The 26,327-nt window shown below is 50.8% G+C and carries 21 protein-coding genes; 5 read left to right on the top strand and 16 right to left on the bottom strand.

The window, feature by feature from the left end; all coding sequences use genetic code 11:
• Nucleotides 1-21: 21 nt before the first annotated feature.
• The 5 genes from B5F83_RS03045 to B5F83_RS03025 form a co-directional block, all read right to left on the bottom strand.
• Nucleotides 22-1,854 (bottom strand): 2-oxoacid:acceptor oxidoreductase subunit alpha, encoded by a 1,833-nt coding sequence (locus B5F83_RS03045; RefSeq protein WP_087276742.1) that lies wholly within the window; start codon nucleotides 1,852-1,854, stop codon nucleotides 22-24.
• Nucleotides 1,855-2,115: 261 nt separating this feature from the next.
• Complete coding sequence (locus B5F83_RS03040; RefSeq protein WP_087276745.1) at nucleotides 2,116-2,661, bottom strand: OmpH family outer membrane protein; 546 nt, start codon at nucleotides 2,659-2,661, stop codon at nucleotides 2,116-2,118.
• Between the two features lie 72 nt (nucleotides 2,662-2,733).
• The gene (bamA, locus tag B5F83_RS03035) at nucleotides 2,734-5,259 is read right to left on the bottom strand and encodes an outer membrane protein assembly factor BamA (protein ID WP_158094133.1); all 2,526 of its coding nucleotides are present in this window, start codon (nucleotides 5,257-5,259) and stop codon (nucleotides 2,734-2,736) included.
• Nucleotides 5,260-5,296: 37 nt separating this feature from the next.
• Nucleotides 5,297-6,025 carry a polyprenyl diphosphate synthase gene (uppS, locus tag B5F83_RS03030; RefSeq protein ID WP_239383812.1) on the bottom strand — a complete coding sequence of 243 codons (729 nt, stop codon included), beginning with the start codon at nucleotides 6,023-6,025 and terminating at the stop codon, nucleotides 5,297-5,299.
• 13 nt (nucleotides 6,026-6,038) lie between these two features.
• Entirely contained in the window at nucleotides 6,039-6,854 is an 816-nt protein-coding gene (locus B5F83_RS03025; RefSeq protein ID WP_087276756.1) for an NAD(+)/NADH kinase, read from the bottom strand.
• 90 nt (nucleotides 6,855-6,944) lie between these two features.
• Here B5F83_RS03025 and B5F83_RS03020 point away from each other — a divergent pair, with 90 nt between their 5' ends.
• From B5F83_RS03020 to B5F83_RS03005, 4 genes are all read left to right on the top strand, one after another.
• The gene (locus B5F83_RS03020; RefSeq protein ID WP_087325234.1) at nucleotides 6,945-7,661 is read left to right on the top strand and encodes a pyridoxine 5'-phosphate synthase; all 717 of its coding nucleotides are present in this window, start codon (nucleotides 6,945-6,947) and stop codon (nucleotides 7,659-7,661) included.
• A 79-nt stretch (nucleotides 7,662-7,740) separates the two neighbouring features.
• Nucleotides 7,741-8,349, top strand: coding sequence for an OmpH family outer membrane protein (locus tag B5F83_RS03015; protein ID WP_087280009.1), 609 nt, complete (start codon nucleotides 7,741-7,743; stop codon nucleotides 8,347-8,349).
• A 1-nt stretch (nucleotide 8,350) separates the two neighbouring features.
• Nucleotides 8,351-9,472, top strand: coding sequence for a glycosyltransferase (locus B5F83_RS03010; RefSeq protein ID WP_087280012.1), 1,122 nt, complete (start codon nucleotides 8,351-8,353; stop codon nucleotides 9,470-9,472).
• A gap of 8 nt (nucleotides 9,473-9,480) precedes the next feature.
• Nucleotides 9,481-11,196: a LysM peptidoglycan-binding domain-containing protein gene (locus tag B5F83_RS03005; protein WP_087280015.1), complete on the top strand. Its 1,716-nt coding sequence runs from the start codon at nucleotides 9,481-9,483 to the stop codon at nucleotides 11,194-11,196.
• Here B5F83_RS03005 and recN read toward each other — a convergent pair.
• Genes recN through trxB form a run of 4 tightly spaced genes read right to left on the bottom strand, consistent with a single transcriptional unit; the run spans nucleotide 11,193 to nucleotide 14,994 of the window.
• Nucleotides 11,193-12,863 carry a DNA repair protein RecN gene (gene recN / locus B5F83_RS03000; RefSeq protein WP_087280018.1) on the bottom strand — a complete coding sequence of 557 codons (1,671 nt, stop codon included), beginning with the start codon at nucleotides 12,861-12,863 and terminating at the stop codon, nucleotides 11,193-11,195. The two genes, B5F83_RS03005 and recN, sit on opposite strands and share 4 nt — an antisense overlap.
• Nucleotides 12,848-13,192, bottom strand: a complete 345-nt coding sequence (locus B5F83_RS02995; RefSeq protein ID WP_087280021.1) for a DNA-directed RNA polymerase subunit omega — start codon at nucleotides 13,190-13,192, stop codon at nucleotides 12,848-12,850. Before B5F83_RS02995 ends, recN begins: the two co-directional genes overlap by 16 nt.
• Nucleotides 13,193-13,219: 27 nt before the next feature.
• Entirely contained in the window at nucleotides 13,220-14,056 is an 837-nt protein-coding gene (bamD, locus tag B5F83_RS02990) for an outer membrane protein assembly factor BamD (RefSeq protein ID WP_087280023.1), read from the bottom strand.
• 8 nt (nucleotides 14,057-14,064) lie between these two features.
• Nucleotides 14,065-14,994, bottom strand: coding sequence for a thioredoxin-disulfide reductase (trxB, locus tag B5F83_RS02985; RefSeq protein ID WP_087280026.1), 930 nt, complete (start codon nucleotides 14,992-14,994; stop codon nucleotides 14,065-14,067).
• Between the two features lie 103 nt (nucleotides 14,995-15,097).
• On the opposite strand from trxB, the gene B5F83_RS02980 reads away from it, so the two are divergent.
• A complete protein-coding gene (locus tag B5F83_RS02980) occupies nucleotides 15,098-15,880 on the top strand; it encodes an SDR family NAD(P)-dependent oxidoreductase (RefSeq protein WP_087325232.1) in 783 nt (260 codons plus the stop codon).
• On the opposite strand, the gene B5F83_RS02975 is transcribed toward B5F83_RS02980, so the two are convergent.
• The 7 genes from B5F83_RS02975 to B5F83_RS02945 are packed head-to-tail and all read right to left on the bottom strand — an operon-like array spanning nucleotide 15,870 to nucleotide 26,322.
• Complete coding sequence (locus B5F83_RS02975) at nucleotides 15,870-17,504, bottom strand: S41 family peptidase (RefSeq protein ID WP_087280032.1); 1,635 nt, start codon at nucleotides 17,502-17,504, stop codon at nucleotides 15,870-15,872. The two genes, B5F83_RS02980 and B5F83_RS02975, sit on opposite strands and share 11 nt — an antisense overlap.
• A gap of 2 nt (nucleotides 17,505-17,506) precedes the next feature.
• Entirely contained in the window at nucleotides 17,507-17,947 is a 441-nt protein-coding gene (locus B5F83_RS02970; RefSeq protein ID WP_087280035.1) for a dCMP deaminase family protein, read from the bottom strand.
• 3 nt (nucleotides 17,948-17,950) lie between these two features.
• Nucleotides 17,951-19,612 carry an AMP-binding protein gene (locus B5F83_RS02965; protein ID WP_087280038.1) on the bottom strand — a complete coding sequence of 554 codons (1,662 nt, stop codon included), beginning with the start codon at nucleotides 19,610-19,612 and terminating at the stop codon, nucleotides 17,951-17,953.
• Between the two features lie 10 nt (nucleotides 19,613-19,622).
• A complete protein-coding gene (locus tag B5F83_RS02960; RefSeq protein ID WP_087280041.1) occupies nucleotides 19,623-21,464 on the bottom strand; it encodes an ABC transporter ATP-binding protein in 1,842 nt (613 codons plus the stop codon).
• Between the two features lie 6 nt (nucleotides 21,465-21,470).
• Nucleotides 21,471-23,696, bottom strand: coding sequence for a hypothetical protein (locus tag B5F83_RS02955; protein ID WP_143822569.1), 2,226 nt, complete (start codon nucleotides 23,694-23,696; stop codon nucleotides 21,471-21,473).
• Between the two features lie 36 nt (nucleotides 23,697-23,732).
• Nucleotides 23,733-25,028, bottom strand: a complete 1,296-nt coding sequence (locus B5F83_RS02950) for a DUF1343 domain-containing protein (RefSeq protein ID WP_087280094.1) — start codon at nucleotides 25,026-25,028, stop codon at nucleotides 23,733-23,735.
• A complete protein-coding gene (locus tag B5F83_RS02945; RefSeq protein WP_087280046.1) occupies nucleotides 25,012-26,322 on the bottom strand; it encodes an MFS transporter in 1,311 nt (436 codons plus the stop codon). The genes B5F83_RS02950 and B5F83_RS02945 overlap by 17 nt, the downstream gene beginning before the upstream one ends.
• Nucleotides 26,323-26,327: the final 5 nt, after the last annotated feature.

Genomic DNA, 26,327 nt, shown 5'->3' with positions numbered 1-26,327 from the left:
TAAATATTTCCAAAACGGTTTTTACATGATTGCCCTTATGGCCGCCACTACATCGGCTACGATGAAAGGCTGCCCCTGCACCTTATTGTACTGGCTGTATTCGAACTGAGGGAACTTGTTCCTCAGATATGCGGCAAAATGTCCGCTGTTGAGCTCGCAGACTATTATTTTCCTGAATCCGCCAAGGACCTCTTCGGTATTGCGTGGAAGAGGGTTTATGTAGTCGAAATGCGCAAGGCTCACACTCTTGCCTTCCATCTGGAGCTCATGTACAGCCGAATAAAGATGGCCGAATGTTCCGCCCCAGCCTACGACGAGCACTTCTCCCGTCTTTTCTCCTATTATGGACTGCTCAGGTATGAAGTCCGCCACCTTGGCGACTTTCTCAGCCCTTTCGCGTACCATCATCTCATGCACGAGAGGATCCGAGGAAATCACGCCGTCATGGTTCTTTTCAAGTCCGCCGACCCTGTGTTCGAGTCCTTTCGTACCAGGAAGCGCCCATTTGCGCACAAACGTCTCCGGGTCACGCTCGAATGGTTTGAAAGCGCCTTCGCATGAATCGATGATAGGCGGCTTGATTTCAGGATAATCCTTCATGGAAGGTATGCGCCACGGCTCGGAACCGTTTCCGAGAAAACCTTCGGAAAGCAATATGACAGGCATCATGTGCTCAAGCGCAAGTTTTGCCGCGTTGAATGCAGCATCGAAACAGTTGGAAGGGGAATGCGCCGCAACTATGGCTATCGGACATTCGCCGTTCCTTCCGTACAAGGCCTGATTGAGGTCGGTCTGCTCTGTCTTCGTAGGTATGCCGGTTGAAGGGCCGCTGCGCTGCACGTCGACAATCACAAGAGGCAATTCGGTTATCATGGCAAGGCCGAGGGCCTCCGACTTGAGCGAAAGTCCCGGACCCGAGGTCGTAGTAACCGCAAGGTCGCCTGCATAGGCAGCACCGATAGCCGTACAGATGCCGGCAATCTCGTCCTCGGCCTGGAGTGTCTTCACCCCGAGATTCTTATGTATGGCAAGCTCTTCGAGGATGGCAGTTGCAGGAGTGATAGGATACGAGCCGCAGAAAAGATGCCTGCCGGATTTCTCGGATGCAGCAATCAGTCCCCATGCGGTAGCCTGGTTGCCTGTAATGTTCCTGTAAGTGCCTTTCTTGTATTCGGCCGGAGCTATTACGTATGTATTAGGTATGGCCTGTATGTTGGAAGCGTAATTGTAGCCGTCGAAAAGGACTTTCTTGTTCGGCTCTATCAACGCCGGTTTCTTTGCGAATTTGCGTTCAAGATACTTGTCTATGAATTCGAGAGGACGTCCGAAAAGGAAGCAGCACATTCCGAGGGTGAACATGTTCTTGCATTTCAGAATCGCCTTGTTGTCCATCCCGCTGTCCTTGAGGCTTTCCTTCGTGAGCGTGGTAATCGGCGAGAATACCAGATTCCTGTCCCCTATTCCGAGTTCTGCGACAGGATCATCGGTCTTGTAACCGGCACGGGAAAGGCCTTCCTCATTGAAAGTATCTGAATCGATGATGATAGTCGAAGTCGGTTTGCACCATTTTACATTTGCCTTCAAGGCTGCCGGATTCATAGCGACCAATACGTCGCAATAGTCTCCCGGAGTCGTTACCTCCGTATGCCCTATGTGAACTTGAAAACCCGAGACTCCGGATATGGTGCCGTGAGGAGCCCTGATTTCCGCTGGATAATCCGGGAAAGTAGACAACTGGTTTCCCAATAAAGCGGAGGTATCCGCAAACAATGTTCCTGTCAGCTGCATACCGTCACCGGAATCACCGGCGAATCTTATCACAACATCATTAACATCAATAACCTTGTGTTGCATAATAAATCAGATAAACTTATATACTTTTATTATTTACCATAAAATAATGCGCAAATGTAAACAATTTTTCTAATCTTACTGATTATTTTCAATAAAATTGGAGGGTTTTGCTTGCGCTTATTTCCCGAGGCGCCGTGCCGGGTACAATCCGCCCGGCCATGAAGTGACGGATGTCCCTTTCCATGCGTGCGGTCATAAATCCCGTATGGATAAAAAAAGCCGCTGGAAACCAACGGCTTTTCATCTGCGGTGCATATTCGGCTACATCTGCTGTCCCATATTGTTCGTGACAACCTTGTCCTCAGGTATTCCGAGTTCGGCCTTCAGTTCCTTGGTGATATCGGTACCCTGGGCCGGGTCGAAATACAGAAGGGTCGTGGTGTCGAATACCAAAGCCAGTCCCTGGGCCTTCGAAATCCTGCCTACAGCCTCTACCGCCTTCTGCACGATAGGTGCCATAAGGTTCTGCTGCATCTGGTTCAGTTCCATCTGTATGGAAGATGTGTAATCATTTATACGCTGTTGCATTTCAGCCAGTTCGCGCTCCTTGCTCTCCCTTACGGCCGGAGTCCATGAGCCTACTTTCTGCTGGTACTGTTCGAGTTTTATGTTGTATTCCTCGACCATTCCCTGATAAATCTCATCAGCATCCTTCTGCGCAACGCTCAGATTTGTCCTTGCCGAATCGGTCTCCGGCATGAGCATTATGATTTCATTGTAATTCACATAACCGAATTTGAGATTCTGAGCATCAGCCATGGCGACAGATGCCACAAGCGCTGCGATAACAAATAAAAATTTTTTCATATTGCATCTATTGTTTTGATATTTTTAACTTTATTTTACATAAACCATTCATCCGCTAACAGTTCACACACATCAGAACTGCTGTCCTATGATGAAGTGTATCTGGCTCTTCTTCTGTCCCGGAAGCGCATCGAAACCATAGCCCCAGTCCACACCGAGAAGGCCTATCATAGGCAGGAAGACCCTCACTCCGATACCGGCGGACCTCTTGATCTGGAACGGGTTGAAATCCCTGATGTCGGCCCACGAATTACCTCCTTCAAGGAAGGCAAGCACGTAAATCGTAGACTGCGGCTGCAACATCACAGGATGTCTTAGCTCTATGGTGAACTTGTCGTATACATTGCCGGCGTATGCATATCCGGAACTGTTGTACCTTGACGGAAGATAAGGCGTAAGGGAGTAGTTTTCGTATCCCCTCAGGGCTATCACCTCGGTTCCGTAGGTACTGTATCCCGACATTCCGTCACCGCCGAGGAGGAAGCCTTCGAAAGGAGAATAGCCGAGGTTCCTGTTGTAATATCCCAGATATCCGAACTGGGCCCTTGCCATGAGCACCAGGTCTCCGAAAAGTTTCGTATAAACTGTACCCTTGAATGTCCACTTGTGATATTCTATCCAGCGGTAACGCTCCTGGGCGGTCATTGCATTGTAATTGGTGTTTTTCGGCCTGAACAGCGAATAAGGCGGTGTCAGTTGGAGACCGAGCACGAATTCCGAGCCCGAACGCGGATAGATAATCTGGTCGGTAGAATTCCTCGACAGGTTTATCGTCCAGCTTACGTTATGCGACACGCCCGTATCGAAGATGAAATTGTAAGGCCAATCCTTTAGATTGTACGACTGCCAGCTGAGCTGGTTGTACAGGACGAAATAATTGTCCGGCCATTTCAGCCTCGTACCGATGCCGGCGGCAAATCCGTAAACCTCCATGAACTCGTCGTTGGTGAGGAAGAAATAGTTGGAATTGGTCTGACGGGTATAATACACCGACATGCTCAGGGAAGTAGGTTTTTTCCCGACGAGCCACGGCTCGGTAAAACTTGCGGACAGGGCCGTATAATAAGTACCGTTTGTCTGGAACCGGATGGCAAGCGACTGGGCATCGCCCAACGGCACCGGCCTCCATGCATGCTTTTCGAACATCCGCCTTGCCGAGAAATTGTTGAAGCTCAGACCGAGGGTAAGGACAAAGGTATTGCCGCCCCAACCTCCCGAAAGCTCGAACTGCGAACTCGGCTTTTCCTTAACATTGAATGCTATGTCCACCGTGCTGCTTAGCGCATCCGGAATCATCGAATAGCCGGACTCGCTGAGCGAAAACTCCGGGTCGAACTGGCCGAGGGAAGCGATTTCCCTCAGAGACCTCTCGAATTCGCTCCTGCTGAACAGGTATCCCGGGCGTGAAAAGACCTGGCGGCGGATTACACGCTCGTTGGTAATGGTATTGCCGTTTATTATGATATTGTTGATAGTCGCCGGTTTCCCTTCGGCTATACGTATTTCAACATCCACCGAATCACCTTCGATATTCACTTCCTTCGGGGAGACATTGAAAAACAGATAGCCCTGATCCATGTAGATTTTCGTAATGTCCGCCTCGTTCTGTTTTCCTCCGCCGTACAGACGGTGGTTCATCGTAACCACATCGTAGACATCGCCTTTCTTTATCATCAGGACATTCTGGAGCTGCTCGGCCGTATAGAGCGAGTTTCCTGTCCATGTGATGTTCCTGAAATAATATTTCTTGCCCTGGTCTATGACGAACTTTATGCCTATGCGCCCAGGTTTAGGCATCTTGTAAATGGAATCCTTGACAATCTTCGCGTCACGGTAACCGTACTCATTGAGGGTCGTTATCAGATTGGCCTTGTCGTTTTCGTACTCCTTTTCATTGAATTTCTTGGAATGGAAAAAGTTGTACCAGCTGCGGTCCTTGGTCTTCTTCATGGATTTCTCCAGCTTGTATTCCTTGATGCCGGAAACCCCTTCGAAAGTAATCTTGTCTATTTTCACCTTCGGTCCCTTCTCGATATCGAAAAGCACCTGCACTCCCTTCTGTATCAGAGAGTCCTTCTTCGCCTTCACCTCAACTTCGACGAGCCCGAAACCCTTTTCCTTGAAATATCTCGTGATTATATCCTTGGAAGTCTCTATCACATACTCCGAAAGCTCGTCTCCCCTGTGGAATTTCAGCCTTTCGTTCAAATCGTCCTTCTCACCCTTCCTTATGCCTGTGAAATCCCATCTGGAAATACGGGGCCTCTCGGCCACGTTGATTACGAACCATGCGCTGTCGGAAGCCGGATTCTTGGTATATATGTTAAGACTTACATCATCGAAATACCTCTGGTTCCAAAGCCTCTTGACTATGGAAGTCAATTCTGTTCCCGGGACTACGACCTTCATGCCGACAGAAAGCCCCGTCAGATCTATGATCTGCTTCGTGCCGAAATGGACATTGCCGTTCACATCAATCCCGCAAACGACGTATTCTTTAGGACTATTGTAGTCTACAGTAACCGGTACCATCTCCTGCGCATGGCACAATACGCTGAACAAAAGAGCCAGCGCAAGAGAAAGCGCATATTTAACCATACTAACAGTTTTGACTTTAACGCGCAAATATACGCAATTATTTGATTTTGCCATAACGCCTCTCGCGATCGGAATAGGATTCCAAAGCAGAGGCCCATTCCTTCTCTCTAAAATCAGGCCAGAAAACATCAGTAAAATAAAACTCCGTATATGCACATTGCCAAAGCATGAAATTGCTCAGCCTTTTTTCACCGGAAGTCCTTATCAGCAAGTCCGGATCCGGGATGCCGGAAGTCGCGAGAAAACCGGCGAACATCTCCCTGTCCGGAACGTCAGCAGGCCCTCCTCCGGGGCAAGAAGCCCTTTCGAGGGCGTATTTTTCAGCAGCCTGCATTATATCCCATTTGCCGCTGTAATTGAAAAAAATCACAAGCGTAAGCCTGTCGAAGGCCGCCGTCTCCCGCTCCAAATCGTCTATGCGCCCGAGAATTTCCGCGGATATTCCCTTCTTCTCCCCTACCACGCGGAAACGTATGTCATTTTCCAGGAACAGTTTTCTTTCATTGACCAGAGAGCTCAGCATCAGGTCCATCAGTGCATCCACCTCTTCCTTCGGGCGCCCCCAGTTTTCCTCGGAAAATGCAAAAAGGCTAAGATAACGGACTCCGTATTCCAGGGCGAGTTTGCAGCACTCCCTCACGCTCTCGGCCCCGTGCTGATGCCCGTAGATACGCTCCATTCCCCTTTCCTTCGCCCATCTTCCGTTCCCGTCCATGATTATGGACACATGGACCGGTATATTTTTTATCGTCTTCTTTCCTTCCATATCCATTTTATTTTTAAGAGTTGTTCCTTATGTCATATCCCCAGAACAATTTTCCTGTAAGGGCCTTTATGAACTCACCTCCCGGTATGCGCACTATATTGAAGGTGAACGGGGCCGCCGAAACCTCCAGATTCACGGAACTGCCCACTATCAGCTGCCTGTTGTCCAACGACAGGGAGACTTCCGGATCGCGCGGGTGCAACCTTATCCTTATGTCGGACGTATCGGGAAGGACTATCGGCCTCACATTCAGGTTGTGCGGGGCTATCGGCGAAACAATCAGGACCTTGGACCCGGGAAAGGCTATCGGCCCCCCGACACTGAGCGAATAGGCCGTAGAACCGGAACTCGTCGCCACGAGAATGCCGTCAGCCCAATATGTAGGCAGGGACACCCCGTCTACGGACACCTCGACACCCAGCATGGCAGCCCCTGTCCTGTGTATCGCCACTTCGTTAAGCGCATAGGGATACACGCCACCGACAGTGCCGGAAGCATCCGAAACCCGGACAAGGGTCCTTTTCTCTATCGCATAACGGCCCGCCGCAAGCGCCTGCACCACTTCTTCGGGAGCAGACGATGACAGAAAACCGAGCCTCCCGTAATTGACACCGAGGACCGGAACGGCCGAATCCCTGATAATCGGAAGCAGCGACAGCAGGGTACCGTCCCCTCCGAGGCTCAGTATGATGTCCGCATCCGGAAGACCGTCCCTGTCAGTAAAAAAACCGGCGTAACCTATGCCGGCCCGCAATATCGAAGAAGCCAGTCCTTCCACCGCCTTCAGCACCGTAGCCGAAGAATCCCTCGCAAACAAAGCCGCTTTCATCCGAAAAACACCTTAAATAAGTAATTAAAACTTCAAAAATAGTATTTTCGGACCAATAAGAAAAAGAAAAATATATAATTTTGTACCGTTATGGTAAAATTAAGTGTCAATATCAACAAAATCGCCACTCTTCGCAATTCGAGAGGGGGGAACATGCCGGACGTGGCCAAGGCGGCGGCCGACTGCGAAAGGTTCGGGGCCGAGGGGATAACCGTACATCCGAGGCCGGACGAAAGGCATATACGTTACGCCGACGTACCTGCGATAAAATCGGTGATATCGGTAGAACTGAACATAGAGGGGAACCCGATTGAAAAATTCATGAATCTGGTCCTGGCGACAAAACCGGCACAGGTCACGCTGGTCCCGGACGCTGAAAACGTCCTGACTTCCAATGCGGGATGGGATACGGTGAAAAACAGGGCATTCCTCAGCGAGATTTGCCTCGAACTGCACAGAAACGGCATCAGAAGCTCCATATTCGTGAACCCTGAACCGGAAATGGTAAGGGGTGCGGCCGCATGCGGCTGCGACCGTGTCGAACTTTATACCGAAGCCTATGCCTCGGGGTACGGAAAGGACAGGGAAAAGGCAATAGCCGAATATGTAATAGCTGCCGAAACGGCCAGGGAGTGCGGTCTCGGCCTCAATGCAGGACACGACCTCAACCTGTCCAACCTCGGCTTCTTCACCGGAAAAATACCTTACCTCGACGAGGTTTCCATAGGACATGCCATAATATGCGACGCGCTTTACATGGGATTGGAAAAGACCATCGCCGCATACCTCGGGGCATTGTGCCGATGACCGGACGGCAGACGAGCGGCCAGCTATGAAAAAAAACAATTATATTTGCAGAGCGTAATTAAAACACAAAAACATAAAAATGAAACAGATTTCCTTAATTCTCAGTATTTTATCAATTATCGCCGTAATCATTATGGCCGTCCTTATGCCTAAATCAGCTACCGGCAACCAGGAAAACCAACTTTCCGGTGACAGTACGGTCACACATGCGGTAAGCGGCAGCATGGTTTACATGCAAATCGACAGGGTCGTCACTGAATACGACAGATACAACGACATGAGGTCGGCTTTGGAAACAAAGGCCCAAGGAATCCAGAACGATATCACAAGAAGGGGTCAACAGTTCGAAAACGAAGTGACCACATTCCAGAACAAGGTCAACAAAGGGCTCATGACCCGTTCGGTAGCCGAAGCCCGCCAGCAGGAACTGATGGAGAAGGAGCAGGAACTCAACCTCTATGTCGGACAGAAACAGCAGGAACTTCAGGACGAGGAAATCGTCATGAACAATACCATAATGGAAGACATAAGGAATTATGTCGCAAGATACAACCAGCGCAAGGGCTATTCCATGATATTCACCACAGCCGAATCCACTAACACGATCATACTCGGGGATGCGGCCCTCGACATCACCGACGAAATCATCGCCGGCCTGAACGAGGAATATACCAACACTAAAAAATAAAGTGAAAATAGCGATACTCTCGTGCTTTTACCCGTACCGCGGCGGGATTTCCCAATTCAATGCGTGCATATTCAAGGAATTGGGAAAGGCTCATGACGTCAAGGCGTTCAACTTTAAAAGGCAATATCCGGGACTATTGTTTCCGGGCAAGACCCAATATGTGTCCGAAGACGACAATGCCGAAAGGATTGAATCAACCAGGGTGCTCGACACAATCAATCCGCTGACATATTCCGCCACGGCAAGGAAGATAAGGGAATGGGGGCCGGACCTCGTGATTATCCGCTACTGGATGTCATTCTTCGGCCCGTCGTTGGGCTATGTCGCAAGAAAACTGAAAAAGGACTGCAAGGTAATAGCCATCCTCGACAACGTCATCCCCCACGAGAGGCATTTTTTCGACACGCCGCTTACAAAATATTTTCTTAACGGCTGCACCGGATACGTAACATTGTGCGATGCAGTCGGGAGGGACCTCGTCTCGCTCAAACCCGAAGCCCGCTTCATGACGACCCCGCATCCTCTCTACAGCCATTTCGGCGAAAAACTGCCGCGCGAAGAGGCTGAGGACATGCTCGGGCTCAGGCACGGGATGAAAAACATCCTGTTTTTCGGGCTCATCCGCGAATACAAGGGCCTCGACATACTGATCGAGGCATTCGGACGACTTGAAGGGGATTACCAGCTCATAATCGCCGGGGAACCTTACGGGAGCTTTGAAAAATACGAAAAAATGATAGAAGCCTCCGGCAGGAAAGAAAACATCCATGTTTTCCCGGATTACATAAAGGACGATGAGGTGAACAGGTATTTTTCCGCCGCCGATGTCTGCATCCTCCCTTACAGAAGCGCGACCCAGAGCGGGATAAGTTCCATATCCTACCATTTCGACGTTCCGATGATTACCACGGATACGGGAGGCCTCAAAGAGTCGATAGGCGACAGGGGCACCGGAATAGTTGTCGAAAGGCCTGACCCGGCCCTGATATCCGAAGCGACTAAAAGATATTTTTCCGAACCGGAACTCGTGGAATCGATGAAAGAAAATATTCTGAAAGAAAAGCAGAGACTGTCCTGGGGAACATTCTGCGACAGGCTTATTGAATTTTACAAGACCCTTTAGACAAAGAGATGAAACGGCTGATACCTATATTTATTTTATCGTTGTTCCTGCTTTCGCTCGAACCCGCCGGGGCGCAGGTATATGAAGCCCCTCCGGTCACGGTGTCCACGGAAAAGGTAAGAATCGGGGGGGAAACATATTATTCGCACAAGGTAATAGAGAAGCAGACGTTGTATTCGATAAGCAAGGCATACGGCGTAAAGAAGGAAGACATACTGAAAGCCAACCCCGGCATAGGCCCGGACGGACAGCTGAAAGCCGGAAGCATCATCCTCATACCTGCCGGAAAGAAGCCTGCACAGGTACAGGATACCGTCCGGATTACCACTCCGCCGGCCGAAACCGTGAAAACCCCGGCCGACAGATTCGACGGGATAGATTACTACACGCACACGGTAAAATGGTATGAAAACCTGCAATCCATAGCGAAAAAATACAAGGTAAGCGAAGAACTGCTCATTGAGTTCAACGGGCTCGAAAGCATATACGTAAGGAAGAGGCAGAAACTGAAAATCCCGGAGGCCGGATTCATTCCCCAGGTTGAAGCCATAATCGCCGGAAGCATCGGCAGCGAAAGTCCGGAAACGCCCGTGCCGGGGCAGGAAGAGGAAATCCTTTCCACCTTGCCGGACGGCCCATACGTCGAAGATGCGACGGTGTCCATTTCCCTCATACTTCCTCTGGACTGCGCCATGGAAGGCAACGGGGGCAATGTGAACTACATGGATTTCTACAGCGGCGCCCTTATGGCAGCCAAAGAGCTGAATGAAAAAGGTTTCAATCTTAAAATAACGGTCATAGACACCCAGGAATACAACAGCGCCGAGGATATAGCCGACTCCGGCATCCTCGACGGTTGTGACTATGTCATAGGTCCGGTACATGCAAGGGAAATCGAAGGCATCCTGCCTTATTGCCTCGGCAAAGGCATCAGTGTCGTTTCACCTTTGGACCATAAGGCGGAATCGCTGGCGGCAGGATATTCCAACCTTGTCCAGGCCCCTGTTTCGACGGAAGCACAGTTCGAAAGCATTGCCGGATGGATCAGGGAAGAGGGAGGCGACGTGGTGCTCGTACTCTCGGAAGTAGGGGGAACGGCCGGGAAAGAACGCTCCGAAGCCGAAACCGCATTGTCCGAAGCCGGGATACGGTTCGAAAGTTTCTCCTACAACATCCTTCAGGGAAGAGGGGTGGAAACCAGCATAGCAAGGTACCTTGACATCGAAAAGGCCAACAACATCGTAATCGCTTCAGAGAACGAGGCTTTCGTAAACGATGCCGTCAGAAACATCAATACGCTGTGTACCATAGGGAAGTTCAACATCCGCACTTACGGGACGTCCAAGCTGAAAAGTTTCGAAACGATAGAGGCGGAGCATTTCCACAACATCAACCTGCACCTTGCCATGGGATACCATGTGGATTACGACATGCCGGAAACCATGAAATTCGTCAGCGGATACAGGGCCCTGTTCAATACCGAGCCTACTCCTTTCGCATTCCAGGGATATGATACCTTCATGTTTTTCGCGACAGCCGCATCCATGATAAAGTCCGGCGAATACCTTGGCCTGGACCAGATTCCAAGAACAAGGCTCATCCAGTCGGACATGAAGTTCGAGAGGGTGACCGACGGCAGCGGACTTACCGGAGGATACGTGAACAAGGCCGCAAGGAGGATAATCTTCCGCGGAAACTACGAGATAATCTTAGTAAAGGATTAATTGCCGGCTTCATTCAGAAGCGCCTCCGCATTTTTCATTGCGGCATCGGTTATTTTCGCGCCGCTGAGCAAACGGGCGATTTCAAGCGTGCGTTCTTCCCCCGAAAGAGGGATTACGGTAGTCACCGCCCTGTGCCGTCCGTCCGTATTTTTCCTTACACAGAAATGGTAGGTCCCCCTCGCCGCAACCTGCGGAAGGTGGGTAATGGCGACAATCTGCATGTTCCTGCCCATCTCCCCGAGGAGCATCCCGATTCTGTCGGCGGTACTGCCTGAGACCCCGGTATCTATTTCATCGAAAATAAGGGTTGCCATGGATTTGTGCGAAGCGAGCAAAGACTTTACGCAAAGCATTATCCTCGAAAGTTCGCCGCCGGAAGCTGCCTTCGTAACATCCGCGGCAGGAACGGACGGAGACGACGAAAACATGAAACGGACAGTGTCCTTTCCGCTATGCCTGATTTCCCCGGAGTACTCTACATTGATATTGAAAACGGAATATGGCATTTCCAGAGAACGTATCGACTTCTGTAAAGAGGAGGACAGTCCGGATGCCGCCTTCACCCTGCGGTCATGAAGCCGTTCCGCAAGTTCGTCGAGCCTTGAAGCCAGGACGGAGCGCTCCTTCTTCATCTCCTCCAGCCTTGCGGCCGCCGTTTCATCGCCGGAAAGCGATTCCGCAAACGAATCCCGCTTTTCTATCAGGGCTTCGACAGTCCTGCAACCGTGTTTTCCCATAAGGCCCCACAATAACGAAAGCCTTTCTTCCACCTGTTCCAAACGTTCCGGAGACACGACTATCGAATCAATGGCCTTTTCCAGCTCACTTTCGATGTCCTGCAACTCTATTCGGCAGGATTCCAGCCGCTCGCCGATGACGGAGAAGCGCGGAAATCCGGAGGAAACCCTGGATATGTCCTTTATGCTTTCCTTCAATTCCTGGACGAAGGAATATTCCCCGAATGTAAAACGGGACAGGGCCGAAGCCAGCGCATCCCTGATTTCCCCTGCATGGGAAAGTTCTTTCTGCTCGGCTTCCAGTTCTTCCATCTCGCCAGGGCTCAGCCGCGCATTTACAAGTTCATCCAACTGGAACTGCCTGTACTCACGGTCCCTTGCCGCATTATCCAATTCGGCCGAAAGGGAACTTATCGACGAATCCAGAGCGGCAAGCTTGGAGTACGAATCGGAAAATTCGGAAAGCAGCGCCTTGTTGTCCGCAAAAACGTCGAGGACGGACATCCTGAACCTTTCATCGGCCAGCATAAGCTGCTGGTGCTGGGAATGTATGTCCACAAGAAAAGACGAAATCGATGCGAGGAACTGCATGCTTACCGGTTCGTCGTTCAGGAAAGACCTCGACCTTCCGTTCGGGGAAATCACACGGCGGAGTATCAGTTCGCTTTCGAAATCCATTCCGGCAGCTTCAAAGGCATCGAGCAGTTCAAGCGACGGGGAGACTGAAAATTCGGCCTCGACCACACAGTTCCGGGACTTGTCCCCAAGCATCGAAACATCGGCCTTGGCCCCGAGCAATAAAGAGATTGCGCCGAGAAGTATGGATTTTCCGGCGCCTGTCTCCCCCGTCATAATCACCAGACCTTCCGGAAGCCGGAGATCCAATGATTCGATAAGGATATAATTGGATATGTTTATTCTTCCGAGCATTCTTCGTTGCGCTCGACAGCCTTTCTCACGACGAGGTCGTTTTCGATGAATTCCTGTGTAGCGACGAGGGTCGGCTTAGGAAGTTTTTCGTAATATTTGGAGATTTCTATCTGCTCCCTGTTTTCGAAAGTCTCTTCCAAAGATGAATCTGCATGGGATGCGAATTCGTCAAGTTTTTCTTTCAATTCCACCTTTATTTCCGCTGCAATCTGGTTCGCCCTTTTCGCTATGATCATGGTGGTCTCGTAAATGTTTCCGGTCGGAGCCGCCAGATCGGCGAGATTGCGCGTAATGGTATTCGTCGGAATCTGTTTGTTGTTATAATCCATTTCTATAATATTGTTAGTTGTTTCAAATCATTCGTTTGCGGCGCCATCGCCACCTTTGTCTTTGTGCCTTTCGAGGAAACGCCGTGCTTTCGCATAACACCCGTCAAGTTCCTTACGGTACTTTGAACCTGCATATTCGCTGATAAAATTATAATAGTCGTCCACGAAAGTCAGATACCTTTCCCGCTGTTTTTCAGGGACACTGTTAAGGGCATATTCGTATGAAGACATAGCCGTATAATAGAGGATATCCTCCCTGTAAATGGTTTCGGCATCATCCTTCAGTATGTTTCTGAAAGCGGCGCGGGAAGCCACGTAGTCTTCCATCACATAATAAATCCTTGCCGCTTCGAAGGCCTTTTTGTCCAAACGTGCATCCAAATCGTCAAGCATTTCCATACATTCGTCATAATGTTCGCTCGACGGGTTCTCTATCAGGAACCTTGTTATGGCATCCATCGCCTCGTACGTAGGGGTCTGGTCCAGCTCGTAACGGTAGGTGGCATTGTACAGGCAGATGATTCTCAGATATTTCGCGTATTCGGTAAAAGGGCTTAACGGATACAGGTCTATGAAATATTTGAGATTCGCCTCGGCAGTCACATAATCCTTGTACAGGTAATTGCTGTAACCCCAGTAGAATTTGATGGTATCGTCCCTGTCGGTTCCTCCGGAAACCTGTGAAAGGGACTCGAAGAGTTCACCGGCCTTGCGGTATTTTTCATTATTGAAATATTCGAAAGCCTTTTCATATTTCAAATCATGATCCGTACTGTTGAGCAACAAATCATACTGCGACTTGCATGAAACCGACAAGGCGAGCAGGGCCGCAGACAAAAAAACCGCAATGCTGAATCTTTTCATTCTCTATATCATTTTCTTAAGGATGCAAGGTATCTCTCCGCATCGAGGGCGGCCACACATCCCGAAGCCGCTGCCGTAATCGCCTGCCTGTAATCGGGATCCTTGACATCCCCGGCGGCGAAAACGCCTTCGACATTGGTGCGTGAGCTTCTTCCCTCGGTGACAATATAGCCGGTCTCATCTGTTTCGACCCACTCCTTGAAGAGGTCCGAATTAGGATGGTGGCCTATTGCCAGAAAGAAACCGTGGACAGGGATATCAAAAACCTCGCCATTCCTCCTTTCAATCCTTACTCCGGTAACACCGCTGTCGTCACCGAGTATTTCGCGGGTGTTGCAGTTCCACAGTACCTCGATATTGGGAGTCGAAAGCACCTTTTCCTGCATGGCCTTGGAAGCACGGAGCACATCGCGGCGCACTATCATGTATACCTTATTGCAAAGCCCGGCAAGATAAGTGGCTTCTTCGCATGCCGTATCTCCGCCGCCGACAACGGCTACATCCCTCTTCCTGTAGAAAAATCCGTCGCAGGTGGCGCAGGCCGAGACACCCATCCCGCGGAATTTGTTTTCCGACGGAAGGCCGAGGTATTTCGCCGTCGCACCTGTCGCTATGATGAGGGTTTCAGCCTCGACTGACGTCTCCCCGTCGATTTCCACACGGAAAGGACGTACCGACAGGTCGGCCTTCGTTACAATGCCGCGGCGTATGTCCGCACCGAGCCTGACGGCCTGACGGCGGATGTCATCCACGAGCACGGTACCGTCCACCCCATCGGGATAGCCGGGAAAATTCTCCACTTCGGTCGTCGTAGTCAATTGTCCTCCCGGCTGCATTCCCTCATACAGCACAGGTGAAAGGTTGGCCCTCGTCGCATAGATGGCCGCCGTATATCCGGCCGGTCCACCGCCTATTATCAAACATTTCGTATGTTCCATATCTAATACATTTAGCCTGCAAAATTAACTCTTTTTTATATATTTGCGACAATTTTGTTTTTATAAGTTTTATTTTTCGGAGAAATTGGAGAATATTGCAAAAATGGCTAATACGAAAGAATACGCTTTGGTTACGGGAGCCGCGGCAGGGATGGGCAGAGAATACGTAAGGCTGCTTGCCGGCAAGGGATACGGGATAATCGCCGTAGACATCAACGGCCAGGGACTCGAAAGGCTTAAGGAGGAAAGCCGCACGGACGATTTCATTGCGATAACGAAAGATCTGGCCTCACCGTCCGGGGCGGAAGAACTCATCTCCGAAGTCGAGGCCACAGGCGTGCGGGTGGCCATCCTCATCAACAACGCCGGAATATTTTCATACCGGGACATAACGGACCAGCCGGAAGGCTATATTGCAAAAATAACCACACTGCACAACATCACCATGGGAGTCCTGAGCAGGCATTTTGCAAAAAGGATGAAAGAACATGGCGAAGGGCGCATACTCAACATTTCTTCGCTATCGGCATGGATGCCTTACCCGGGCATAGCCCTTTACGCCGCGACAAAAAGATACACGAAGGATTTTTCAAGGGCCCTGGGCATAGAGCTCCGGGGGAGCGGTGTTTCAGTGACTGTGGCCTATTTCGGTGCGGTAGCCACCCCGCTTATCGGACTTAGCCCCAAATACATGAAACTTGCAAAATCCCTCCACGTAATGATCACCCCCGAAAAAGCCGCCGAGAAAGCCCTCAAGGCCATGTTCAGACGGAAAAACGGAGTCATGCCGGGGACGATAAACCATATAGGAAAGCCATTCCTGACAATAATGCCGAAATGGCTTCTATCCATCATAGACAGGAAACTCTCGGTATTCAAGAAATGACCGGGGAATCATCGGCGGGGACGACCGGACTGTCATCCGCAAGCGCCGCCTGATATATCTGGTCTATCTCAAGGAAAATCCGGTAGAACGCCTCATCGTCCAGGGCCGAATAACGCCCTGTAAGGGCCCTGACCTGGGTCATTATGTATCCTTTCATGGCCTCCCACTCGGATGCAGACCCCTTCACCCCCTGCGATTCGGCATATTCGAGGAAACGGGATTCGCTGCATATTTCATCAAGGAGGGCGTTCAGGCTGACGAAGTCATCGATTCCGGCAAGGCGGTCATGATACCTGTCGTTCATCCGCGTGCTGAACCTGACGGGAAGGCCCTTTTTCGTACATTCTATATAAAACGAATTGACTTCGGTCGTATCTATCCCCACGAAAACATCGGGAATTATGCCTCCCCCGCCATAGACGGTACGTCCTGCCGCCGTTTTGAAGACAAGGGAATCATTGACCTTGATGCTGTCCGCATCGACCATTTCGCCATGACGGTAACGCTCGATCAGATCGTATCTGTATTCATCGTCATCACCAGGCTTGTAAGGTTTCTGGATCGACCGGCCGGACGGGGTATAGAACTTGGCCACGGTAAGCCTTATGCCCGAACCGTCGGAAAAATAAATCGGTTCCTGGACAAGCCCCTTTCCGAAAGAACGCCTTCCGAAAATCTTGCCCCTGTCGTTATCCTGCATCGCTCCGGCGAATATTTCGCTCGAAGAGGCCGAAGATTCGTTTACGAGTATGTCCAGCTTCACATCCTTGTAACGCCCGCTCCCGTCGGCATAAAAGTCCTCCCTCGGCCGTTTCCGGCCTTCCATATAGACAATCAGGTCGCCTTTGTCCAGAAACTCATTCGAGAGCAGCAGCGCCTGGTCGAGGAAACCGCCCAAATTGTCCCTCAAATCGAATATAAGTCGTTTCATTCCGGCCTTTTTCAGCTTTGCGGCCGACTCCATGAACTCCGGATAGGTCGTCCTCGCGAATTTCGACAGCCTTATGTATCCTGTGGTATCGTCGACCATGAACGCGCAATCGATACTATTGACCGGAATCTTCGCACGGGTAATTTCAAAAGGTATCAGATCGGCCACTCCGCCCCTTTTGACTTCTATGAGGACCTTGGTGCCCGACGGCCCCTTCATCCTCGCCATCATCGAATCCTGCGGCATCCTGACTCCGGCGACCGTATCCCCGTCTATGCGGACAATCCTGTCACCGGACATGAGCCCGGCCCTTTCGGACGGCCCGCCCACAATCGTATTGATGACAATGGCCGTATCGGCCGGGACATTGAAAGTGATTCCAATCCCGTCGAACTGTCCCTGAAGGTCCTCGTCTGCTTCTTCGAGATCCTTGGGCGGAAGATAGACCGAATGCGGGTCGAGTTCCCGCAATGCGTCGGCAATCAACACCTCGGAAATCGAAGCGCAATCCACGGTATCGACATAATTTTCCTCTATCTGCTGAAGGACGAGTTCCAGTTTCTGCCATTTCCCATAAGCAGAATATGCAGACATCACCCTACTGTTCGAATGCAGGACCGCAATACTGATTATCAGCGCTATTATGACGGCCAGCAATACGAGAAACAATGTTTTGAAAGTCTTTCTGTCCATATTCACTCCTTCGAGGTGTCTCCCGGTTTTGGAAGTTCCAGCTTGCTTACTTCTATACCTGCCCGTGCCAGCAAATCTATTCCGTCGGTCACACGGTACTCATCCGAATATACGACCTTCGAAATCCCGGCCTGTATGATCAGCTTCGCACATTCCAGACAGGGCGCGGCCGTCACATAAAGTGTCGCCCCCTTGCTGCTGTTCCCTGATTTCGCTACCTTGGTAATCGCATTGGCCTCCGCATGCAGCACATAAGGCTTCGTCACGCCGTACTCGTCTTCGCATATATTCTCGAAGCCAGACGGCGTACCGTTATAACCGTCAGAAATTATCATGTTTTCCTTTACGATGAGCGCGCCTACCTGCCGCCTCTTGCAGTAAGAGTTTTTCGCCCATACCTGGGCCATTTCCAGATATCTCCTGTCAAATTTAGATTCAGACATGTCCTATTGCGGGTTTCTTTGATACAAATATCGTTTTATACTGCGTTTCGGGGTGCGTTCGAAATCTTCCGGAAGCACCTCTATCCTCTTTATCTGGCAATAATTCGGCTGTTCCATATTGACCAGCTTAATCTGGTCGTTCAATGTCCGCTCCAGGATTTCAAGACTCATGCCATCCTTCTCGGCCAGGTCGAAATCCGGATATATCAGCGCAGTAAGCGTGCCGCCGTCATCTATCACCAACGAATCCACTACATACGGCATATTGTTTATCGAGCTTTCTATCTCCTCGGGGTAAATGTTCTGCCCGCTCGGGCCGAGAATCATGCTTTTCGACCGTCCGCGCAGGAAAAGGAAGCCATCGCTGTCCATCACCCCCATGTCACCGGTCTTGAACCAGCCGTCATCGGTAAAGGCCGCCTTTGTGGCTTCTTCGTTTTTATAATAACCGAGAAAGACGTTCTTTCCCCTCACCTGCACCTCTCCGGCTACCGTCGAAGGGGAAGGGGAATCTATCCTTATCTCCATGTTGGGAGCGGTACGGCCGCATGAATAAAGCTTGTTTTCATTCCACGGGGCGTATGAAATAATCGGAGCGCACTCGGTCATTCCGTAACCCACGGTGAAAGGAAAATTGATTTTCTTGAAAAAATGTTCCACTTCCCTGTTGAATGCGGCCCCTCCGATTATGACTTCCCTGAAAACACCTCCGAAAGCGGCTACCAGCTCGTCATGTATACGCTTCTTGATCATATCATTGAGAACAGGAAGCGACATCATGAGCCTTATGCTGTTGCGGTTGATAATCGGCTGGAGCTTGTTGCGGTATATCTTTTCTATTATCAGAGGGACGGCAATCACCACGTCCGGCTTCACCGCCTCGAAAGCCTCAAGAATCACCCTCGGGCCAGGCACGCGGGTAAGAAAATAGACATGGGTGCCTATGGTCATTTCGAACAGGAATTCGAACATCATACCGTACATGTGGGCCGTAGGAAGCATGGAAACCACTTTCGACTGATTGTCCATGTGGCTCTCGGCATCGGCGGCGAAAAGGGCATTCGAAACCAAGGCCCTGTAAGGAATCATCACGCCTTTCGAAAAACCGGAAGTGCCCGACGTATAATTAATCATGGCCATCTCCTCCGGACTGTCCTCATGATAGCAGAGGTCGTCGGAAGTAAAACGCTTCGGATATTTCATTCCGAAAAGCTCGTTTACATGCTCGTGCACTTCTTCCATCGAAGGAGAGGAAGAATATATGAGCGTAAAGTCGTTCAGACGTATTATGGATTCGAGCGCCGGCATCTCCGACTCGCTCATGCCGCCCCAGATGGCTTCGTCCACGAAAAGTATCCTCGCATCCGAATGATTGACGAGATAATGCACGTTGGACGGCTTGAACTCGTGAAGAATCGGCACGGCCACGGCTCCGTACGTAAGGCACGAAAGGAAGGCCACGCCCCAGTTGGCCTGGTTTTTTGCACAAATGGCAATTTTGTCACCCTTTCTTATCCCGCACTTGTCATAGATGATGTGCAGTTTCGCTATATGCTTCGCGACGTCACGATAATGCAGGGTCACTCCCTTATAATCGGAAAGCGCAGGCCTGTCCCAATTGGCCCTGAAGCTTTCCTCCAACATTTTATTCAACGATTTTTCCATTCTTCTGTTTTTAAGAAAATGTCTGTAACTCACAAAGATGCGAATAAACGCTCTTCTTTGCTATCAACTCATTATGCGTGCCTTCTTCGACTATCTCACCGTCCTGGAGCACGACTATCTTGTCCGCGTATTGTATGGTAGAAAGCCTGTGGGCTATCACTACCGAAGTACGGTTCTTCATCAGATGCGTGAGGGCGTCCTGCACAAGCCTCTCGCTTTCAGTATCGAGTGCGGAAGTGGCCTCGTCGAGAATCATTATAGGAGGATTCTTCAGCACGGCCCTCGCTATGGCTATGCGCTGGCGCTGGCCTCCCGAAAGCTTGGCACCCCTGTCGCCTATGTTGGTCTCGTATCCCATAGGGAGCCTTTCTATGAACTCGTGCGCATTCGCTATCTTCGCCGCATTCAGCACATCCTCATAAGTGGCGTCCTCGACACCGAACTTGATATTATTGTATACGGTATCATTGAACAGAATCGATTCCTGGGTCACAATGCCCATCAGCTTATGCAAATCGTCCTGCCTGTAATCACGTATATCGTTCCCGTCCAGCATTATGCTGCCCTGTTGCACATCATAGAAGCGGGCTATCAGGTCGGCAAGAGTGGTCTTGCCGGCCCCGGAAGGCCCGACAAGGGCTATCATCTTGCCTTTGGGTATTTCAAGGGATACATTGTTTATGATAGTCCTGTCCCCGTAACTGAAGGTGACATTCCGGAACTCTATGCCGCTCTTGAAATCATCAAGAGGTTTTGGAGAAGCGGGATCCTTTACAGGATTGTCCACATCGAGAATCGCAAAAATCCTGTCGGCCGAAACGAGGCCTTTCAGAATCATCGAATAAGCCTTGGAAATCAGTTTTGCCGGCTCAAGGACACGCCAATAGAAGGCTATGTATACTATGAAACTCTGCCAGCTCATCCCGAGGGCCTCGTCCCCGCCCTCAATCTTGAGCCATCCGGCGAAAAACAGTACGAGCATCGCTACCGTAACGCCGAGGAACTCCGACATAGGGGAAGCAAGCTCCTGCCTGTTGAATATCGAACGGCACAGCCTCCTGTGGGATTCATTCAGTTTTTCGAAATTCCCCTCGACATATTTTCCTGCATTGAACGCCTTTATGATACGTCCGCCGGTAATGGTCTCGTCGAAGGCGCTGAGGATGTTGCCTATTATCTGCTGGGTCTGCACCGCCCCGCTCCTGAGGCGCTTCGTCAACTTGCTGATTACTATGGCTGAAAGCGGAAGGGCTATCAATGATATGATTGTGAGTTTCCAGGACATGTAGAACAGCATGACAAGGAAGCCTATCACAAGCAAAGGGTCCCTGAATATCACATGGAAACTGCTCGTAACGGTATTTTCGACCTCGTTTACATCGTTGCTGATGCTCGAAAGTATGTCCCCCTTCTTCCTCGTATTGAAATACCCCACATTGAGCGAATCGATTTTCCTGAAAAGATCGGTACGCAGGTCCTTCATCATCCGTGTCCTCATGTCCACGAGAATCCGCTGTGAAAGGAAACGCATCAGATTGGAAAACAGGGAAGCAACGATGAAAACGACACACACGAAAACCAGACCGGCCATCAGGCTGCCGCCCGCCAACGATATCACGTGGGACAGATAATAGCTGAATATGTCTTCGAAATAGCCTATCGACAGCTCGAACTCGGGCTTAGGCAGGCCGAGAGGCACTTCGTCGGCCTCGAACAGCACGGTAAGCACCGGAGCGAGCAAGGCATAATTGACTATTCCGAACAATACCGACAATATCGAAAAAAACAAATACGGAGGCCAGTATTTCGCCGCCGGCTTCGCGTATGAAAAAATTCTCCTGAAAGTATTCATAAACAATTATCTCCTGCTGAACTCCCCGCTTTTCAGGTCGAGCACCCACATTTTACCGTCATAAGTCTCTATCTCGACCGAATTTCCGGCATACGGTTCAATCCTGACATCGGGACGCATCTTTTTCGAACCGGAAAAATCCGCCACCGGTTTTCCCGTAAAATCGCAGATTACCGTTTGCAGGGAGGTCGTCACAACCCAATACAGCGAACTGTTTATTTCCATCAGACGAGGCAGCTTCTTGATGGTCTCATCGGTATCGAATCCGACCCAGTCGTCACGCAACCTGCCTTTCAGATCGTACAGCCCCAATGTATTGTCGGTGTGCAGCACCATCACGTTATATTTTCTGTTCTGATTGAAATCGTAGACCTGAGGGCCCAGTAATATCTCCTTCCCGAGATCAACAGGGAAAGGCCTCACCATCCTTCCGAGCCTGTCGATGACATACAGTTTCGAACCGGAAGCGAAAATCATCTGCAATTTTCCGTTCTCGAAATAATCCAGCTGATCTATATTCCCGCAAATCGGCGATGAGAACGGAGCGCTCCAGATGCCCTTCCCGTTTTCTTCGGTAAGGCAGATATACATGTTGTCCTGCTGGTACATCAGGTTGGTTCGTCCGGTACCGCAGTTCTTGACTTTCCACGGACCTTTCGGAATGACTACGACCGTATCCCTGTCGAATCTCGACACCGTAGGCACTTCATAATCGCTGAGCCTCACTTTCAGCGAAGGGACAGCCCCGTTTTTGCCGGACACGAGCGAATATGCGTACATGTCCACCGTATATCCTGCCGCCCCCTCGGCGATGCTCCGGGCAAGCGACGTCTTAAACGGCGAAGTAAGGCCGTCAGGGTCGGAAGCGAAGTTAAGGTAAACCGTAAGAAGCGATTTGGACGGAAAGGCGTCCGACAACCCTGCATCGGACAGATACCTTGCCAAATCGAGTTCCAGGGCACTTCCGTTGAGAAAATCCCGCATCGCACTTTCAGGACCTATCGCAAGCCATCCCGAAACGGAAACGCAATAGTCTTCCTCGGCCAGCGAAAAGACAGAGCCGAACAATGATGCCAGAAAACCGGGATAATCATATTTTTTCATCACGGCCGTATCCCCTGCCGCCGACGGATTCCCACACTTGACCATATTTACGAAAGTCTCCTTGCCTCCCGTATCGAAGCGTATCACGCCGACTTCGCCAATCGACAGGGACGAAGCCCATTCTTCCGGCGACATCCCCGCTTTCCGGGCAAGCTCCTGCCTCCTGTCCACCATCTTGTCAAGACGTCCCTGACCGTCCCTGTATCTGTCGATATTCGAAACCAGGGCAGTCAGATCCGACACAGGAAGCGAAAGTGCCATCGAGGAATAATATGGAGTGACTGAAAAAACAGTCGGGGATTTGGGGCGCAAATCGTTGAAAACATAGGAATATTCGTCGACCGTGACATTATGCATGTCGAAACCGCTTATATCCATGCCGTTTTCACCGACTTCTTCGAGGGAATAGCAGCTCCAATATGAAAAATTCTGGAAAAACGAGGCATAGCCGAGATACCCGCTGTTGAAGCATCCGGAAAAGAGTTTTCCGAGGTTCCGGTGATTGACATAGAGATTGGTCCCCCTGTCGGCCGACAGGGCCATGGACTCGAAATCCGGGTTGTCCAATATGGAAACCCCTTCGGACAGATGCCGCAGGGAAGACTCCGCCAGGACTTCCGAATCGGTGAACACCACCGTGCCTCCTTCAGCGCGGACAACGCAGTCCCCCGAAATGTCCGACACAGCCTCGGCTACCTGACGGACGATGGACGAATCGGCCGGAGTTATTGCCACCAACGGCGAAATCCTGTTGTGCCCGGAATAATGGAGCGATAAGGAAAGGTCGCCACGGAGCAGGCCGTCCAAGGCACGGGAACCCGAAACCTCCTTTAATTTTTCCGGCAATTCCCTCAAAACCTTCGGCACCGCACTTTTTCCTGAAAAGACATACGGCGGCATCGACTGTCTTGAAAACGCCTCTGCCCCCCGGGCATAATCATCGAACTCCAAAACCATCACCGCATCCGAAGGCACGGCCTCCAGGGACACGGGCAAATCCTTCCTGTCACGTGAATGTCCCGACCTGCCCCCCTCATCGGAAAACAGGAACGAAAAACATATAACCGTCGCCAGCAGCAGCACTGCCACTACCAGGCTGCAATATATAATCGTCTTCCTATTCATCACAAAAGCCCAAACAAAAAACAACAAACTGCAAATTTATCAAAAATATAGATGATACTTGGATTTTTTTGCCCTGAATGTTTCAATATCTTTTCTCCAATACTCCAGAATATCCTCTACCTTGTGCCTTTCGGCGAATTTTTTCCGGATTGCATCCGTACCGCAGACCTTGTCGAACAGCCCGAAGCCCGCACAGGCTTCAAGGGCCTTGTGCTCCGGATACAGCTCCGCTATGGCCTGCATCACCCAGAACTGGATTTCGGTCACATCGGCCTCCTCAAAATCCACATATTCGAACTGCACACCCTGTATCAGGCTCCCCTTGTACGCACCGGCCATCGGATTCAGCCAGATTGGCCTGAACGCCACTCCGGGAAGATTGTACTCCCGCAGTTTACCGCAAAGCTCGTCCGCATCTATCCACGGGGCGGCAAAAATCTGGAAAGGAAGGGTATGGCCGACACCTATCGACATATAGCTGCGCAACTCACCCATTATTCCGGATGCCGGATAAAACATGGGTGATTCGTTATGCGGGATGTTGGGCGAAGGCAATATCCACGGAAGCCCTGTATCGGAATAGACCATATCCCTCGTCCAGCCCTCCATCGGCACGACAGTAAGACGGCACCGCGACGGTTCCTTCCGGCCATTCTGGCCGCGGAGCATGCCTTCATTGTTAATCATCATGGCAAGCTCGCCCACCGTAAGCCCGTATATATAAGGTATGGGGTACTGGCTGACAAATGAAAAGAACCCCGGTTCGACGACACAGCCTTCCACCTTGTTTCCGCCCAAAGGATTCGGCCTGTCGAGAACCACGACCTCGATATCGCGTGCGGCACATTCCTCCATGACCAGCCCGAGAGTGCTGATGAAAGTATAGGACCTCGCTCCGACATCCTGTATGTCATAAACCATTATGTCTATTCCTTCAAGCATTTCCCCCGTAGGACTCCTCGTCGCCCCGTAAAGCGAATACACCGGAAGGCCTGTGGTGGGATCCGTAAAATCCTCCACCTTGCCTCCGGCATATATGTCGCCCCTGACACCGTGTTCCGGCCCGAAGAGAGCCACGAGCTCGACATCCGGTGCGTTGAAAAGTATGTCCACGGTCGAATTGAGACGGCTGTCCACACCGCTCGGATTGGTGACGAGGCCTATCCTCTTGCCTGCAAGTATGTCGAAACCGTTTTCCACGAGCACTTCGATTCCCGTCTTCACCTTGGCGCCCTGTGCGGCGGCAGGCAAGGCCGCAAGGCACAAAAACGCCGTGAAGACCGAAAAGAAAACGGCCGCCACGTAAAGGCGGCCCCTGTCAATCCCTGCTGTCATAATCCTTCTTGCCGAATTCGGCATCCACTTTGACAAGTCTGGTAACGGCTATCGTCGCAATGCAGCAGACCATCACCCACCAGAAAAAATTAAGATAACCTATATGTTCCTGTATCCACCCCGCCGCCATGCCCGGAAGCATCATTCCCAAAGCCATGAAGGCCGTACACAGCGAGTAATGGGCCGTCTGATATTCGCCTTCGGAAAAATAAATCATGTACAGCATGTAGGCCGTAAAACCGAAACCGTAGCCGAACTGCTCCAGAAAGACGAAAGTATTGACAAGATACAGGTTCTGCGACTGGAAATACGCCATGTACACGAAAACGGCGCAAGGCAGGGCAAGCGAAAGCGCCATCGGCATCATGGACTTTTTGAGCCCCTTGCGGGAAGCATAAATCCCGCCCACGATTCCCCCGACGGTGAGCCCTATGGTGCCGACGGTACCATATATCACGCCTACCTGCTGGGTCGTAAAGCCGAGCCCTCCGGCCGACTGCGGGTCAAGCATGAACGGAGACAGCATCTTTATCAGAAAGGCTTCCGGAAGCCTGTACAGAAGCATGAACAGGAGGGCTACCCACACCCCTTTCTTTGAAAAGAAAGTCCTGAAAGTATTTCCGAATTCCTTGAAAATGTATATGATGCTGCCGCTCCTCTCCTTTCCGGAACGGACGGGGCGCTGCTCGCAACGCGGCAGAATCAGAGTATGATATAAGGTGATAACGACGAAAATCAACGTAAAGATAAGCATCGTCACCAGCCAGGCTTTCGGGATATCCCCGCCCTTTGTCTCAAGAAAACCGGCAAGCACTACTATTGCCCCCTGGCCGAAAATGGAGGCAAGGCGGTAAAAAGTGCTGCGTATGCCTACGAAAAACGACTGCTGGTTGGTATCCAAGGCCAGCATGTAATATCCGTCAGCCGCAATATCATGTGTGGCGGAAGCAAAGGCTATGACCCAAAAGGCCGCAAGCATATAATGGAAAACCGGTCCCGCCGGAGTGTCTATCGCAAAGGAAACAGCCGCAAGGGCGAAGCACATAAGGATTTCCATGGCCACCACCCACCACCTTTTTGTCTTGATGATATCCACGAAGGGGCTCCAGAACGGCTTGATTACCCATGGCAGGTACAGCCATCCGGTATACAGGGCTATGTCCGCATTACTCATGCCCAGTCTCTTGAACATAGTCACGGATATGACGTTCACGGCAAAATACGGAAGCGCTTCCGCAAAATACAGTGACGGCACCCAGGACCACGGAGTAATCGACGGAGTGATTTTTCTCATAATCG

The sequence above is a fragment of the Muribaculum sp. An289 genome (assembly GCF_002159555.1).
Taxonomy (GTDB): domain Bacteria; phylum Bacteroidota; class Bacteroidia; order Bacteroidales; family UBA932; genus Merdivivens; species Merdivivens faecigallinarum.
Note: the sequence above shows the minus strand (reverse complement) of the source record. Positions and strands in the feature narration are given on the sequence as shown.